The sequence below is a fragment of the Vibrio clamense genome (assembly GCF_050337905.1).
GTDB lineage: Bacteria > Pseudomonadota > Gammaproteobacteria > Enterobacterales > Vibrionaceae > Vibrio > Vibrio cortegadensis.
This window is the reverse complement of the sequence record NZ_JAKJTJ010000031.1, coordinates 41,914-56,854: the sequence shown is the minus strand read 5'-3', so window position 1 is coordinate 56,854 and position 14,941 is coordinate 41,914. Positions and strand designations below refer to the sequence as shown.

The 14,941-nt window shown below is 42.6% G+C and carries 16 protein-coding genes; 14 read left to right on the top strand and 2 right to left on the bottom strand.

What is annotated here, in order from left to right; translation table 11 throughout:
* Positions 1 to 2 precede the first annotated feature (2 nt).
* Complete coding sequence (gene dnaN / locus L4C39_RS17455) at positions 3 to 1,103, bottom strand: DNA polymerase III subunit beta (RefSeq protein ID WP_017054308.1); 1,101 nt, start codon at positions 1,101 to 1,103, stop codon at positions 3 to 5.
* 26 nt (positions 1,104 to 1,129) lie between these two features.
* On the bottom strand, positions 1,130 to 2,536 hold the full coding sequence (dnaA, locus tag L4C39_RS17450; protein ID WP_017054309.1) for a chromosomal replication initiator protein DnaA: 1,407 nt from the start codon (positions 2,534 to 2,536) through the stop codon (positions 1,130 to 1,132).
* Between the two features lie 309 nt (positions 2,537 to 2,845).
* Between dnaA and L4C39_RS17445 the strand changes: the two genes are divergently transcribed.
* The 14 genes from L4C39_RS17445 (at position 2,846) to L4C39_RS17380 (ending at position 14,937) form a co-directional block, all read left to right on the top strand.
* The gene (locus L4C39_RS17445; protein ID WP_136995901.1) at positions 2,846 to 3,607 is read left to right on the top strand and encodes an amino acid ABC transporter substrate-binding protein; all 762 of its coding nucleotides are present in this window, start codon (positions 2,846 to 2,848) and stop codon (positions 3,605 to 3,607) included.
* Between the two features lie 84 nt (positions 3,608 to 3,691).
* Complete coding sequence (locus L4C39_RS17440; protein ID WP_017054311.1) at positions 3,692 to 4,363, top strand: amino acid ABC transporter permease; 672 nt, start codon at positions 3,692 to 3,694, stop codon at positions 4,361 to 4,363.
* On the top strand, positions 4,360 to 5,097 hold the full coding sequence (locus L4C39_RS17435) for an amino acid ABC transporter ATP-binding protein (protein ID WP_017054312.1): 738 nt from the start codon (positions 4,360 to 4,362) through the stop codon (positions 5,095 to 5,097). The genes L4C39_RS17440 and L4C39_RS17435 overlap by 4 nt, the downstream gene beginning before the upstream one ends.
* Positions 5,098 to 5,302: 205 nt before the next feature.
* Entirely contained in the window at positions 5,303 to 5,437 is a 135-nt protein-coding gene (rpmH, locus tag L4C39_RS17430) for a 50S ribosomal protein L34 (RefSeq protein ID WP_017054313.1), read from the top strand.
* Between the two features lie 43 nt (positions 5,438 to 5,480).
* Positions 5,481 to 5,804: a ribonuclease P protein component gene (gene rnpA / locus L4C39_RS17425; protein WP_017054314.1), complete on the top strand. Its 324-nt coding sequence runs from the start codon at positions 5,481 to 5,483 to the stop codon at positions 5,802 to 5,804.
* A complete protein-coding gene (yidD, locus tag L4C39_RS17420) occupies positions 5,771 to 6,028 on the top strand; it encodes a membrane protein insertion efficiency factor YidD (protein ID WP_084654886.1) in 258 nt (85 codons plus the stop codon). Before rnpA ends, yidD begins: the two co-directional genes overlap by 34 nt.
* 2 nt (positions 6,029 to 6,030) lie before the next feature.
* On the top strand, positions 6,031 to 7,650 hold the full coding sequence (yidC, locus tag L4C39_RS17415; RefSeq protein WP_171757125.1) for a membrane protein insertase YidC: 1,620 nt from the start codon (positions 6,031 to 6,033) through the stop codon (positions 7,648 to 7,650).
* 148 nt (positions 7,651 to 7,798) lie between these two features.
* Positions 7,799 to 9,160: a tRNA uridine-5-carboxymethylaminomethyl(34) synthesis GTPase MnmE gene (gene mnmE, locus L4C39_RS17410; protein ID WP_017054316.1), complete on the top strand. Its 1,362-nt coding sequence runs from the start codon at positions 7,799 to 7,801 to the stop codon at positions 9,158 to 9,160.
* A gap of 53 nt (positions 9,161 to 9,213) precedes the next feature.
* On the top strand, positions 9,214 to 9,648 hold the full coding sequence (gene mioC / locus L4C39_RS17405; protein ID WP_017054317.1) for an FMN-binding protein MioC: 435 nt from the start codon (positions 9,214 to 9,216) through the stop codon (positions 9,646 to 9,648).
* Between the two features lie 487 nt (positions 9,649 to 10,135).
* Positions 10,136 to 12,031 carry a tRNA uridine-5-carboxymethylaminomethyl(34) synthesis enzyme MnmG gene (gene mnmG, locus L4C39_RS17400; protein WP_429747154.1) on the top strand — a complete coding sequence of 632 codons (1,896 nt, stop codon included), beginning with the start codon at positions 10,136 to 10,138 and terminating at the stop codon, positions 12,029 to 12,031.
* Positions 12,031 to 12,663 (top strand): 16S rRNA (guanine(527)-N(7))-methyltransferase RsmG, encoded by a 633-nt coding sequence (gene rsmG / locus L4C39_RS17395; RefSeq protein ID WP_261888673.1) that lies wholly within the window; start codon positions 12,031 to 12,033, stop codon positions 12,661 to 12,663. Before mnmG ends, rsmG begins: the two co-directional genes overlap by 1 nt.
* 13 nt (positions 12,664 to 12,676) lie before the next feature.
* The gene (locus L4C39_RS17390) at positions 12,677 to 13,450 is read left to right on the top strand and encodes a ParA family protein (RefSeq protein WP_017054320.1); all 774 of its coding nucleotides are present in this window, start codon (positions 12,677 to 12,679) and stop codon (positions 13,448 to 13,450) included.
* Between the two features lie 24 nt (positions 13,451 to 13,474).
* Entirely contained in the window at positions 13,475 to 14,356 is an 882-nt protein-coding gene (locus tag L4C39_RS17385) for a ParB/RepB/Spo0J family partition protein (RefSeq protein WP_017054321.1), read from the top strand.
* Between the two features lie 191 nt (positions 14,357 to 14,547).
* Complete coding sequence (locus tag L4C39_RS17380) at positions 14,548 to 14,937, top strand: F0F1 ATP synthase subunit I (protein WP_017054322.1); 390 nt, start codon at positions 14,548 to 14,550, stop codon at positions 14,935 to 14,937.
* Positions 14,938 to 14,941: the final 4 nt, after the last annotated feature.

Below are 14,941 nucleotides of genomic sequence, written 5' to 3'. Positions count from 1 at the left end.
CGTTACAGACGAATCGGCATAACTACATACATCGCACTATCATCTTCAGCATTTTCAACTAAGGCGCTGGCATTCGCATCTGACATTGAGATCCGAACTTGATCACAACGTAGCGTATTTAATACATCTAAGACGTAACTAACGTTAAAACCAATTTCGAGATCATCGCCTTCATACGTGACATCCAACACCTCCTCAGCCTCTTCTTGCTCAGGGTTGTTGGCGGTAATTTTCATCTCGTTATTAACAAGATTGACGCGAACGCCACGGAATTTTTCATTCGATAAGATAGCGGCACGAGAAAACGACTGACGTAGTTCATCACAGCTAGCTTCAAGGGTTTTGGTGGTATTTTGTGGCATTACGCGGCGATAATCAGGGAAACGGCCATCAACTAACTTAGAAGTGAATACATAGTTGTTCACTTCAGCTCGGACGTTAGAACTGCCGATTTGCAGTGTCACTGGCTGCTCAGGTGCATCTAACAGTTTCACTAACTCTTGTACCCCTTTACGCGGCACAATAATCTGCTTTTGAGCAAAGTCTGCACCTAATGACACGAGCGATACCGCCATACGGTGACCATCGGTTGCAACAGAGCGCAACGTTGAGCCTTCAATCTCAAATAACATGCCGTTTAGGTAATAACGCACATCTTGGTTTGCCATCGAAAATTGAGTTTTTTCAATTAGGCCACGCAACTCAGCTTGAGTCACCGTGACTTCAACTTCACTTTGCCAATCTTCAATATTTGGAAAGTCATTCGCAGGTAAGGTAGCCAAAGAGAAACGACTGCGGCCAGAGCGTACTTGAATACGATCGCCATCTAATACCACAGTGATCACTGCGCTATCAGATAAACCTCGACAAATATCAAGGAACTTACGTGAAGGTACGGTAACAGTACCCGCTTCAAATTCACCTTCTAGTGTCACGCGACTGATCAGTTCAACTTCAAGATCGGTAGCCGTCAATGACAGTACGTTATCTTCTACTTTTAGCAGCAAGTTACCTAGAATAGGCAAAGTTGGTCTACCACCTAACGCGCCAGATACTTGCTGTAAAGGCTTGATTAAGTGACTACGTTCAATCGTAAATTTCATATTTAACTCTTAGCAATAACGGGCAATTAAGAAGACAAGGTTCTAATTAGATTTGAATAATCTTCTTTAATATCATGACTTTCTTCGCGCAACTGAGCAATTTTACGGCATGCGTGTAATACCGTGGTATGGTCTCGACCACCAAACGCATCACCAATTTCAGGCAAGCTATGGTTGGTTAACTCTTTGGCTAGAGCCATGGCCAGTTGACGAGGTCGTGCCACAGAGCGTGAACGACGTTTAGATAATAAATCAGCAACTTTGATTTTGTAATACTCAGCGACTGTTTTTTGAATATTATCAATGGTCACGAGTTTTTCTTGTAACGCGAGTAAATCACGCAGTGCTTCACGAACAAAATCAATGGTGATAGGGCGGCCAGTAAAGTTAGCATTGGCGATAACACGATTTAACGCACCTTCTAACTCACGTACATTAGAACGCAAACGCTTAGCGATAAAGAAAGCCACTTCGTCCGCCAGATGAATCTGATGGTCTTCCGCTTTTTTCATTAAAATTGCCACGCGTGTTTCTAGTTCTGGTGGCTCGATAGCAACCGTTAAGCCCCAACCAAAGCGAGATTTTAAGCGATCTTCTACCCCGTTTATCTCTTTAGGATAACGGTCAGAAGTTAATATAATTTGTTGATTGCCTTCAAGCAGAGCGTTAAATGTATGGAAGAACTCTTCTTGAGAACGCTCTTTATTAGCGAAAAATTGGATATCATCGATCAATAATGCGTCAACACTACGGTAGTAGCGCTTAAATTCTTCGATCGCATTATTTTGCAGCGCTTTAACCATATCCTGAACAAAACGCTCTGAATGCATATAGATAACTTTTGCATTCGGTTTGTTGTCGATAATGGCATTACCGACGGCATGCAATAAGTGAGTCTTACCTAAACCGGTACCACCATAAAGAAATAGTGGATTATACGCCGTACCAGGATTATCCGATACCTGACGCGCTGCTGCTAAACCCAACTGGTTCGATTTACCTTCCACGAAGTTATTAAACTTATGCTTAATATTCACATTCGAGCGGTGATTAATATTGATCACCTCAGATTCATCATCCCACGTTTTATGCACAGGTCTGCGAGCTTGCATTCGAGCTGGCGCTGAAGATTCTGCCGCAACATCCGCTTGAGAGCGTACGGGCTTAGGTTTCGGTGCTGCTGCCACAGGGCGGCTACCGACCTCAAATCTCAGGCTCGGGATATCATTACCGCAATACTCTTGAAGTAAGCGGTTAATATTATTCAGGTACTTATCGCGAACCCAATCCAGTACAAAACGGTTAGGTGCAAATAGAGTAAGAGTATTGTCATTGAGCTCTGCTTGTAACGGACGAACCCACATGCTGAATTCTGTTGCTGGTAGCTCTTCTTGAAGCTGTTGCAAACATTGCAACCAAAGCGAAGATGACACGATGCCCCACCCTATTTAGATTATCGGAAAAGATTGGCAATTTTACCTGTTGATAACCCAGATCACCAGCACTTGATCGAGGATCCAGTGAATAAGATCGAAGTTATTCACAATATTTGATGGCTAATACAGTTGATCCACACAAATCACCCCAAATTTACCCACACATTGATCCACAATTGAAGGATCAACCACACTTATCCCCAGAACGAAACCCACCTTTCAGTTATGGTTAATAACTACTAGTTATTTATTCTATTGAGTCTTTTCCCAGTAACATCCTGTCCTATAAAAATAAGGAGTTATAAAATGAAAAACTGGATTAAAGGTACGCTTACTGCGATTGCTCTATCAGCAACTATGACACAAGCCGTTTACGCTGCTACAACTGAAGTGAAAGTCGGCATGTCTGGCCGCTATTTCCCTTTCACATTCGTTAAACAAGATAAGCTACAAGGCTTTGAAGTGGACTTGTGGGATGAAATTGGCCGTCGTAACGACTACAAAGTTGAGTATGTTACCGCTAACTTCTCTGGCTTGTTTGGCCTACTAGAAACAGGTCGAATTGATACCATCTCAAATCAGATTACGATCACTGAAGCTCGTCAAGCTAAATACCTATTTGCTGACCCTTATGTGGTAGACGGTGCGCAAATAACCGTTCGAAAAAACAATGACGCGATTAAAAGTATTGAAGACTTAAGCGGTAAAACCGTTGCAGTCAACCTAGGCTCAAACTTCGAGCAACTGCTGCGTGATTACGATAAAAACAACGCAATTACGATCAAAACTTATGACACCGGTATTGAACATGATGTCGCACTTGGCCGTGCCGATGCTTTTGTCATGGATCGCCTATCAGCACTAGAGTTGATTAAAAAAACAGGCCTTCCACTGAAACTCGCAGGTCAACCGTTTGAAACCATCGAAAATGCTTGGCCATTTTTAAATAATGATAATGGTAAAAAGCTACAACAAGATGTGAACAAAGCATTAGCGGCGATGCGTGCTGATGGAACGCTAGGTTCAATTTCTGAAAAGTGGTTTGGTGCCGACATCACCCAAAAGTAATTTGATTGTCGTCAATCAGCCCACTACTTTATCAATGATGTAGTGGGTTTTTGCTTTCTTTACGTTGTACAAAAGAGATAAATAATGGGATTTGATTTTAATTACATGCTGGAACTGTTGCCGATACTGTTTAAGTACCTTGGCACAACCATGGAAATGGCTATCTGGGGATTACTATTCTCACTGATACTGGCCGTCATTCTTGCCAACATTCGCGTATTCAAGATCCCTGTATTCGATCAACTCAGCCAGCTGTATATTAGCTTTTTCCGTGGTACGCCATTACTCGTTCAGCTTTTCTTACTCTATTATGGTCTGCCACAAGTCTTTCCTATTCTCGTCGGGCTAGATGCCTTCAGTGCTGCGGTGATTGGGCTTACTCTCCACTTTGCTGCTTATATGGCTGAAAGTATTCGTGCTGCCATCATGGGAATAGATCGCAGCCAGATGGAAGCCAGTTTATCGGTTGGCATGACGACAAGCCAAGCCATGCGAAGAATCATTCTTCCACAGGCGACACGTATTGCCCTACCATCATTGATGAACTACTTCATTGATATGATCAAATCGACATCACTTGCTTTTACATTAGGTGTTGCCGAGATAATGGCAAGAGCTCAGATGGAAGCTGCATCCAGTTTCCGTTTTTTCGAAGCTTTCTTAGCCGTCGCACTCATTTACTGGGGAGTGGTCATCATCTTAACTCGAGTGCAGATTTGGGCTGAAGCAAAAATGAATAAGGCATACCAACGATGATAAAACTAACCAATATCCATAAAAGCTTCGGCGATAATGAGATCCTAAAAGGTATTGATTTAGAAATAAAACAGGGTGAGATAATCGTTGTTATCGGCTCTAGTGGTACAGGAAAATCAACCTTATTACGCTGTATTAACTTTCTTGAGCAAGCCAATAAAGGCACGATTAGCATTGATGATATCGATGTGGATACAGAGAAATTTACCAAAGCAGAAATTCTTGCGTTACGAAGAAAAACAGGCTTTGTTTTCCAAAATTATGCACTATTTTCTCATTTGACCGCACGCCAAAACATAGCAGAAGGCTTGATCACTGTTCGTGATTGGAAAAAAGATCAAGCGTATGCCAAAGCACAACAGATCTTGGATGATATCGGCTTAAGCGACAAAGGCGACAGTTATCCAGCCGCACTCTCAGGAGGCCAACAGCAACGAGTTGGCATCGGCCGCGCGATGGCATTACAACCAGAGCTTCTTCTATTTGATGAGCCAACATCAGCATTAGATCCTGAATTAGTTGGGGAAGTTCTCGCATTAATGAAACAATTAGCAACTCAACATCAAACCATGTTGGTTGTAACACATGAAATGCAGTTCGCAAAAGAGGTCGCAGATAGAGTGATCTTCATGGCTGAAGGCAAGATAGTAGAACAGGGAACACCGGATCAAATATTCAATGATCCGCAAGACCCAAGACTACAAAAATTCTTAAATTTGGTCGGGATCGAATAGGATCCTTGCGCTCTTGCTCACAAAACGTATAATCCGTCGACCGGAATTATCGTTGAACCAATTATTGACTCTTTGAGAGCCAGTGATTACAATTCCGCCTCTTTGTTGAGAGGCGTCGGATTTCCTGTTCTTAATAAAGACAAGAAAATATGCCCACGCCGGGTTTAACAAAACCTAAAAACTACTGATCAGTAAGGTAATTACAATGAAACGCACTTTTCAACCTACAGTTCTAAAGCGCAAGCGTTCACACGGTTTCCGTGCTCGCATGGCGACTAAGAACGGCCGCGCAACAATCAATGCACGTCGTGCAAAAGGCCGTAAGCGCCTTTCAAAATAATTAAATTATTTTGAATACGTTCGCGTTCAATCGGGAGTTACGCTTGTTAACTCCCGAGCATTATCAAAATGTCTTCCAGCAAGCTCATAGAGCAGGCTCCCCCCATTTCACCATTATTGCTCGCAATAACTCTCTTTCTCATCCTCGTCTTGGATTAGCAGTTCCGAAAAAACAGATTAAAACCGCAGTCGGTCGTAATCGCTTTAAACGTATTGCTCGTGAAAGTTTCCGTAATCAACAACATAAACTTCCTAACAAAGATTTTGTTGTAATTGCAAAAAAGAGTGCTCAAGATTTAAGCAATGATGAAATGTTCAAGCTCTTTGAAAAATTATGGCTTCGCCTGTCTCGCCCTTCACGAGGTTAGCTATTGGGCTGGTCCATCTTTACAGATGGTTCATTAGTCCCCTTATCGGACCTCGCTGTCGGTTTACTCCAACCTGCTCTTTGTATGCGTTAGAAGCATTGAAAGCTCACGGTTTTGTAAAAGGGTGTTGGTTATCAGGCAAACGTCTATTAAAATGTCACCCTTTGAATGAAGGGGGATTTGACCCCATTCCACCAGTCCAAAAACAAGACAGAGATAAATAACGATGGCTTCTCAACGTAATATCCTGCTAATCGCACTGGCTCTAGTTTCTTTCTTATTGTTCCAACAATGGAACATTGCAAAGAATCCAGCACCACAAGCGGTTGAACAGGCACAACCAAGCAGCACACTACCTGCTCCATCTTTGGCTAACGAGCTTGATCCTGCTCCAGCTCAACAAGCATCAGCAAAAACTATCCAAGTAATTACTGATGTTTTGACTCTGTCAATCGATACAGTTGGTGGTGATGTAGTTACAGCAAACCTAAATGATTACTCTGCAGAATTCGATTCTGAAGATTCTTTTGCTCTTCTTAAAAACGAACCTGGTCACCAATTTATCGCTCAAAGCGGTTTAGTGGGTCCTCAAGGTATCGATTTAAGCAGCACTAACCGCCCAAGCTACACGGTTTCAGCAGACAGCTTTACGCTGGCTGACGGTCAAGATGAACTACGCATCCCAATGACTTACCAAGCTAACGGCTTAGATTACACAAAAACATTCATCCTTAAGCGCGGCAGCTACGCAATTGATGTTGAATACGATGTAATCAACAACTCTGGCAATAATGCAACATTCGGCATGTACGCTCACCTACGTCAAAACGTAATGGACGATGGTGGCAGCCTAACGATGCCAACTTACCGTGGTGGTGCTTACTCTACGGAAGATACGCGTTACAAAAAATACAGCTTCGATGATATGCAAGATCGCAACCTGTCTCTTAACCTAGCCAATGGCCAAGGTTGGGCAGCAATGATTCAGCACTACTTTGCAAGCGCATGGATCCCACGCGACGAAGCAGGCAGCAACCTTTACACTCGTGTTATTGGTAGCCTTGCCGACATTGGCGTTCGTATGCCAAACAAAACAATTGCGACAGGCGACAGTGCCAATTTCCAAGCAACGCTTTGGGTTGGTCCTAAACTTCAAGAGCAAATGGCTGCCGTTGCACCAAACCTAGATCTAGTAGTGGACTACGGTTGGTTATGGTTTATTGCGAAACCACTTCATACTCTGCTTTCGTTCATTCAAGGTATCGTTGTGAACTGGGGTCTGGCAATTATCTGTCTAACATTCATCGTTCGTGGTGCTATGTACCCACTAACGAAAGCTCAGTACACGTCTATGGCGAAAATGCGTATGCTTCAGCCTAAGCTGACCGCAATGCGTGAACGTATTGGCGATGACCGTCAACGCATGAGCCAAGAAATGATGGAGCTGTACAAGAAAGAGAAAGTAAACCCACTCGGTGGCTGTTTACCAATCGTTCTTCAAATGCCAATCTTCATTTCACTATACTGGGCACTAATGGAGTCTGTTGAGCTACGTCATTCACCGTTCTTCGGTTGGATTACTGACCTTTCAGCACAAGACCCATACTATATCTTGCCACTTCTAATGGGTGCTTCAATGTTCCTAATCCAGAAGATGAGCCCGACAACAGTAACGGATCCAATGCAGCAGAAGATCATGACCTTTATGCCGGTTATGTTTACATTCTTCTTCCTGTTCTTCCCTTCAGGTCTGGTTCTATACTGGCTAGTATCGAACATCGTAACTCTGATTCAGCAAACGCTAATCTACCGAGCGCTGGAAAAGAAAGGTCTGCATACTAAATAACATTTAGTAGTAACCTAAAAAAATAGAGAAAGGCGACCAAAAGGTCGCCTTTTTGTATTTCGCTGATTACAATTCAACTCATTACATTTTAATGATATTACTCATTAATGATTCACATTGAACCGTATTAAATTTAAGTAGGCACATTATGACTACAGACACCATTGTCGCTCAAGCTACCGCCCTAGGGCGAGGCGGAGTCGGTATTATTCGAGTATCAGGTCCTAAAGCGACCCAAGTTGCTATAGAGGTTACCGGACGTGAGCTAAAGCCACGTTATGCTGAATATCTTCCGTTTAAAGGGCAAGATGGAACCGAACTCGATCAAGGTATTGCACTCTATTTTCCAAACCCGCACTCCTTTACTGGAGAGGATGTTTTAGAGCTGCAAGGCCACGGCGGTCCTGTTGTCATGGATATGCTAATCAAACGCATTCTTGAGATCCCCGGATTACGAGCAGCGAAGCCTGGAGAATTCTCTGAACGCGCCTTCTTAAATGACAAGATGGACTTAACTCAAGCAGAAGCCATTGCTGACTTAATTGACGCCAGTTCAGAAGAAGCCGCAAAATCAGCACTACAATCGCTTCAAGGTGAATTTTCAAAGCGCATCAATACCCTTGTTGAATCGCTCATCTACCTACGAATCTACGTAGAAGCTGCTATTGATTTTCCAGAAGAAGAGATCGATTTTCTAGCGGATGGAAAAGTAAGTGGTGACTTACAAGCCATCATCGATAATTTGGAAGCGGTACGCAAAGAGGCCAATCAAGGTGCAATCATGCGTGAAGGGATGAAAGTCGTCATTGCTGGCCGCCCAAATGCGGGAAAATCAAGTTTGCTGAATGCTCTTTCTGGTAAAGAGAGCGCCATTGTGACAGATATTGCAGGTACAACACGAGATGTATTACGTGAGCACATTCATATCGATGGCATGCCGCTGCACATTATTGATACCGCTGGATTGCGAGAAGCTTCTGATGAAGTCGAAAAAATTGGTATTGAACGCGCATGGAAAGAGATAGAACAAGCCGATCGTGTTCTATTTATGGTTGACAGTACAACCACGCAAGCGACGGATCCTAAAGAAATTTGGCCTGATTTTGTCGATCGACTACCAAACAATATTGGAATGACCGTGATCCGCAATAAAGCGGATCAAACTACCGAAGATCTTGGTATTTGCCACGTAAACGATCCGACGCTTATTCGACTGTCAGCGAAAACGGGAGAAGGTGTGGATGCTTTACGTAATCACCTAAAAGAGTGCATGGGCTTTGCTGGTGGCAACGAAGGTGGCTTCATGGCTCGTAGACGCCATCTTGATGCGCTAGAGAGAGCAGCAGAGCACTTAAACATAGGCCAGCAGCAGCTAGAAGGGTATATGGCAGGTGAAATTCTGGCAGAAGAGCTTCGCATCACTCAACAGTACCTAAATGAGATCACAGGTGAGTTCAGTTCCGATGATTTACTCGGAAAAATCTTCTCTTCATTCTGTATCGGAAAATAAACCATTAAACGCGATTTAATAGACATCGCGTTTTTTATTACAAGGAATAAATAATGATTCATATCATTACTGGCAGTACTCTCGGCGGTGCCGAATACGTAGGAGATCACTTAAGTGACCTTCTGCAAGAGAAAGGGCTAGAGACAGTCATCCACAATCAACCTCAAATAAGCTCTATTCCTAATAGTGGCACTTGGTTAGTCATCACATCGACTCACGGTGCAGGCGCGTACCCAGATAATATCCAGCCGTTTATCTCTGAATTAGAAAAAAATCCACCGAAAATGGATGGCGTTAAGTTCGCTGTCATTGCGATTGGTGACTCCAGTTATGACACTTTTTGTGCTGCTGGTTTGCATGCTTTTTCACTCTTAAAAGAGATAGGAACAACCTCGATCAGTGACTGTTTTACCATTGATATTTTATCCCAATCAGTACCAGAAGACGCTGCAGAAGAGTGGCTAAACCAGCATTTTGACCAGTTTTAGAGCTAGAATTATCTCTATAAAGGCGGTGTCTACCGCCTTTTTTTATGCCTAATTTTAAATTTGTGAATAACTTTCTCTAATTTCACAAAACTGTTTGCTCAAAAAACAAACAAATCACTTGTGGATAACATAGCTCATTTCCAGTGTTAAACCTATAGTTATCCCAATGATAACTTATATGCTTGGATCCCCCTGTGCATAAGTAGCCATTTTGATCCCAGTTAATCCTCCGGTTGATCCAAACTAGATCACACCTTTTGATCCACAAAAGATCAATGATCTTGTTGATCATTTTCCACTTATCCACAGAAACACTCGATCCTAATAATAGATCTAATAAAAGATCTCTATAAAGATCTTATATATATTAAGGAAAGGAGCTTTGATCAAAAAAAGCTAAAAGCGATTCTCTAGTCCATGGAAAAAAGGTAGAATAACGCTCCATTTTCTCTGTCCATTAAATCGTTTTTATACCTGAGGTCGGTCCATGCTTTATCACGAAAAATTTGACGTCATTGTTGTTGGTGGCGGTCATGCAGGAACGGAAGCCGCACTCGCATCAGCCCGTACTGGACAAAGTACACTCTTGCTTACTCATAACATCGACACGTTAGGACAAATGTCTTGTAATCCGGCAATTGGTGGTATCGGTAAAGGTCATCTTGTCAAAGAAGTCGATGCTATGGGTGGATTGATGGCACAAGCTATCGATCACGCAGGTATTCAATTTAGAACTTTGAATGCATCAAAAGGTCCTGCAGTAAGAGCAACTCGTGCTCAAGCTGATCGAGCTCTGTACAAAAGTTATGTACGCCATGCTCTTGAAAACACACCAAACCTAACTCTGTTTCAACAATCAGTCGATGATCTCATTGTTGAAAATGATCATGTCGTAGGTGTCGTTACTCAAATGGGATTAAAATTCCATGCCAAAGCCGTAGTGTTAACGGTTGGTACTTTCCTTGGCGGAAAAATTCATATCGGAATGGAAAGCTCTGCGGGAGGGCGAGCAGGAGATCCTCCGTCAATCGCACTAGCAGATCGTCTACGTGAGTTACCATTCCGAGTCGATCGTCTCAAAACAGGTACACCACCACGCATTGATGCCCGTAGCGTTGATTTTTCCGTACTTGAAGCTCAGCATGGTGATAACCCAACGCCTGTATTTTCTTTCATGGGATCACGCAGCCAACAACCTCGCCAAATTCCATGCTTTATCACGCATACCAATGAAAAAACGCATGATGTAATACGTGCTAATTTAGATCGCAGCCCAATGTATGCTGGTGTTATCGAAGGTATTGGACCTAGATATTGCCCATCAATTGAAGATAAAGTGATGCGTTTTGCTGACAAAAACAGCCACCAAATCTTCATTGAGCCTGAAGGACTCACGACTCATGAGTTGTACCCTAACGGTATTTCAACAAGCTTACCTTTTGATGTACAAGTTCAAATTGTTCGTTCAATGAAAGGTTTTGAAAATGCACATATTGTTCGTCCAGGTTACGCGATTGAATATGATTTCTTTGATCCTAGAGATTTAAAACAGAGCTACGAAACGAAATTTATTGGTGGATTATTCTTTGCTGGCCAAATCAACGGCACAACAGGCTATGAAGAAGCGGCAGCTCAAGGCTTAATGGCCGGACTAAACGCAAGCTTGTATACACAAGGTAAAGAGTCATGGAGCCCAAGACGTGATCAAGCCTATATGGGCGTGTTGATCGATGATTTATCGACAATGGGCACGAAAGAACCTTACCGTATGTTTACTTCACGTGCGGAATACCGCTTATTGCTTCGTGAAGACAATGCAGATTTACGTTTGACAGAAAAAGCGCATGAGCTTGGTCTTATTGATGATGCTCGCTGGGCTCGATTCAACCAAAAAGTTGAAAATATTGAGCAAGAGCGCCAACGATTAAAAGATCTATGGATGAACCCAAAATCTGAAAGTATCGCGGATCTTAACGCATTATTGAAGACACCAATGTCACGCGAAGCGAGTGGTGAAGATCTTTTACGTCGTCCAGAGATCACCTACCCACTGCTGACTGGTTTGGATATGTTTGCTCCAGCCCTTGATGATCAACAAGCCGCAGAGCAAGTTGAGATAATGGTGAAATACGAAGGTTATATTCAGCGTCAGCAAGATGAAATCGACAAATCATTACGCCACGAGCACACTAAACTGCCAATCGATCTTGATTACAGTGAAGTGAAAGGGCTATCAAATGAGGTCGTAGTGAAATTGACCACGGCCAAGCCGGAAACATTAGGTATTGCATCGCGTATCTCTGGTATCACTCCAGCGGCCATTTCTATTTTATTGGTGCATCTGAAAAAACAAGGTTTACTGAAAAAAGGCGAGCAAGCTTAATGAGCGTATTACGTATAAAACTAGACCAATTATTAGCTCAAACTGATTTAGAAGTGAATGAGAATCAGCGTGAACAACTCGTCGGTTATGTGGAGATGTTGAATAAGTGGAATAAAGCTTACAACCTCACCTCGGTTCGCGATCCTATGGAAATGCTGATTAAACATATTTTAGACAGTATTATTGTAAGTACATACTTACATGGAAAGCGTTTTATTGACGTTGGTACTGGGCCTGGCTTACCTGGCGTACCACTTGCAATCATGAATCCAGATTGTGACTTTGTCTTATTAGACAGTTTAGGTAAGCGAATTCGTTTTATTAAACAGGCTACCCACGAATTAGGCATCAAAAATGTGACGCCTATTCAAAGTCGCGTAGAAGAGTATCAACCTGAAGATAAATTTGATGGTGTACTCAGCCGTGCATTTGCTTCAATGACGGATATGGTGGAATGGTGTCATCACTTACCAAAAGATAATACTGGTGTGTTTATGGCGCTAAAAGGTCAATTATCTGAAAACGAAATTGAGCATATTCCAGAATGGTGTACCGTGACAGATGTCAAAGCTTTACAGGTTCCAGAGCTTGAAGGTGAGCGTCATCTGGTAATCTTATCGCGTAAGGGATAACAGCGAGGCAATCGTGGGAAAAATCGTAGCAATAGCTAATCAGAAAGGCGGAGTGGGGAAAACCACAACCTGTGTCAACCTAGCCGCTTCAATGGCTGCCACTAAGCGTAAGATATTAGTGATAGATCTTGATCCTCAAGGTAATGCCACAATGGCGAGTGGGATCGATAAATATCAAGTTGATGCCACTGCTTATGATTTATTGGTCGAAGATACTGCATTTAGTGAAGTGGTACAGCGCAGCACGAATGGCAACTATGACCTCATTGCTGCAAACGGAGATGTAACCGCGGCTGAAATTAAACTAATGGAAGTCTTTGCGCGTGAAGTTCGGTTAAAAAATGCGCTATCTATGGTTCGTGATAACTATGATTTCATCTTTATTGATTGTCCTCCCTCTTTAAATCTTCTTACAATCAACGCAATGGCAGCAGCGGATTCTGTATTAGTGCCAATGCAATGTGAGTATTTTGCGTTAGAAGGTTTAACTGCGTTAATGGATACCATCAGCAAACTGGCTGCAGTCGTGAATGAAAATCTAAAGATAGAAGGTTTATTGCGTACAATGTACGATCCGAGAAACCGACTCTCCAACGAAGTCTCCGACCAGCTTAAGAAGCACTTTGGTAGCAAGGTGTATCGCACAGTGATTCCACGTAACGTTCGCTTAGCTGAAGCTCCAAGTCATGGAAAACCAGCTATGTATTACGACAAGTATTCTGCCGGGGCTAAAGCATACTTAGCTTTGGCTGGTGAAATGCTTCGTCGTGAAGAAGTCCCAGTATAAACTTTAATCCAAGGAATTCACTCAATGTCTAAGCGTGGTTTAGGAAAAGGATTGGATGCTTTACTTGCAACCAGTTCATTAGCTCGTGAGAAACAGCAAGTGGCCTCACATAGTCAATCGCTCTCTTCTGAAGGTGAGTTAAAAGATTTATCGACTAATAGCTTAAGAGCTGGTGTGTATCAACCTCGTAAAGATATGGAACCAGAAGCGTTGCAAGAGCTTGCGGCTTCTATTCAGTCACAAGGCATTATTCAACCGATCATTGTCCGCCAGATTGAGCAAGGTCAGTTTGAAATTATCGCGGGTGAAAGACGTTGGAGAGCAGCTAAGCAAGCAGGGCTAAAACAAGTCCCATGTTTGGTGAAAAATGTAAAAGATCGAGCTGCGATTGCAATGGCGTTGATTGAAAATATACAGCGTGAAGATCTTAACGTTATGGAAGAAGCTCAAGCTTTAGAGCGGTTACAGAATGAGTTTTCTTTAACACATCAACAAGTTGCTGAAGTTATTGGCAAGTCTAGAACGACAGTTAGTAACTTATTACGTCTAAATCAGCTCCATGATGACGTAAAAGGTTTAGTTTTAACTAAACAGCTAGAAATGGGGCATGCTAGAGCGCTTCTTGCTTTAGAAGGTGAACAGCAAGTTGAGGTTGCGCAGAATGTAGCAGCGAAACAATTAACCGTTCGCCAGACAGAGCAATTGGTTAAAAAATGTTTATCTCCAAAGGTTGAAGGTAAAAACCAACCTGAAGATGAAGATGCTAAGCAAATGTCACAGAGCTTAAGTGATATTCTTGGCTCAAAAGTGTCGGTAGTTCGCTCTGTCAACGGTAAGTCAAAAATAACGATTAGTATTGATGAACCTCACAAATTAGAGCAACTTATTGCCAAGCTACATAGCTAAATGAGATAATTGATTTAGGTCAATTATGTAAAAAATGAAATTTCATTCGAAAGTTGTCGGTTTGTAAACAAAAGTGTAACTTTTTGCTGCGTTTTTATTGCAATCAGTTTGACTCACCGTATAATTTTCGGAAAATTCCCCGCACTGAGCAGTATGAGGTGCATAGTGGATATTATTAGAGGTACGAATACATGGTAGCTGCGTTAGCGAGACCAGGACGAGAGCTTGCAAAGCAATTGTTAATGATCGAGTTTGGCGCGGTTATGTTAGTGGCAGCAGGGATGGCTATAGCCGTAAATGCTGATTGGGGCCTTTCAGCGCTTGTTGGTGGTGGTATTTTTGTCATTGCTAACGCGGTTTTCGCGTTGTGTGCTTTCATGTTTAGTGGGGCTCGTGCTGCCAAGCGCATCGCGGCCTCTTTCTATACAGGACAAGCCTTAAAAATCCTAATCACGGTTGTACTATTTTCTGTTGCTTACGTGTATATGCAGGTGGAACTTGTTCCCCTCAAACTAACCTATTTGCTGGCATTAGGGATTAACATCTTTGCGCCAGTGCTATTCATTAACAACAAAAAATAGGATG

Bases quoted from the DNA above. Each gene is read 5' to 3' on its own strand.
- L4C39_RS17445 (WP_136995901.1), top strand. From the start codon at position 2,846: ATGAAAAACTGGATTAAAGGTACGCTTACTGCGATTGCTCTATCAGCA.
- L4C39_RS17440 (WP_017054311.1), top strand. From the start codon at position 3,692: ATGGGATTTGATTTTAATTACATGCTGGAACTGTTGCCGATACTGTTT.
- mnmG (WP_429747154.1), top strand. From the start codon at position 10,136: ATGCTTTATCACGAAAAATTTGACGTCATTGTTGTTGGTGGCGGTCAT.
- L4C39_RS17380 (WP_017054322.1), top strand. From the start codon at position 14,548: ATGGTAGCTGCGTTAGCGAGACCAGGACGAGAGCTTGCAAAGCAATTG.
- yidD (WP_084654886.1), top strand. From the start codon at position 5,771: ATGGCTTCGCCTGTCTCGCCCTTCACGAGGTTAGCTATTGGGCTGGTC.
- L4C39_RS17385 (WP_017054321.1), top strand. From the start codon at position 13,475: ATGTCTAAGCGTGGTTTAGGAAAAGGATTGGATGCTTTACTTGCAACC.
- dnaN (WP_017054308.1), bottom strand. From the start codon at position 1,103: ATGAAATTTACGATTGAACGTAGTCACTTAATCAAGCCTTTACAGCAA.
- mnmE (WP_017054316.1), top strand. From the start codon at position 7,799: ATGACTACAGACACCATTGTCGCTCAAGCTACCGCCCTAGGGCGAGGC.
- mioC (WP_017054317.1), top strand. From the start codon at position 9,214: ATGATTCATATCATTACTGGCAGTACTCTCGGCGGTGCCGAATACGTA.
- yidC (WP_171757125.1), top strand. From the start codon at position 6,031: ATGGCTTCTCAACGTAATATCCTGCTAATCGCACTGGCTCTAGTTTCT.
- rpmH (WP_017054313.1), top strand. From the start codon at position 5,303: ATGAAACGCACTTTTCAACCTACAGTTCTAAAGCGCAAGCGTTCACAC.
- rsmG (WP_261888673.1), top strand. From the start codon at position 12,031: ATGAGCGTATTACGTATAAAACTAGACCAATTATTAGCTCAAACTGAT.
- L4C39_RS17435 (WP_017054312.1), top strand. From the start codon at position 4,360: ATGATAAAACTAACCAATATCCATAAAAGCTTCGGCGATAATGAGATC.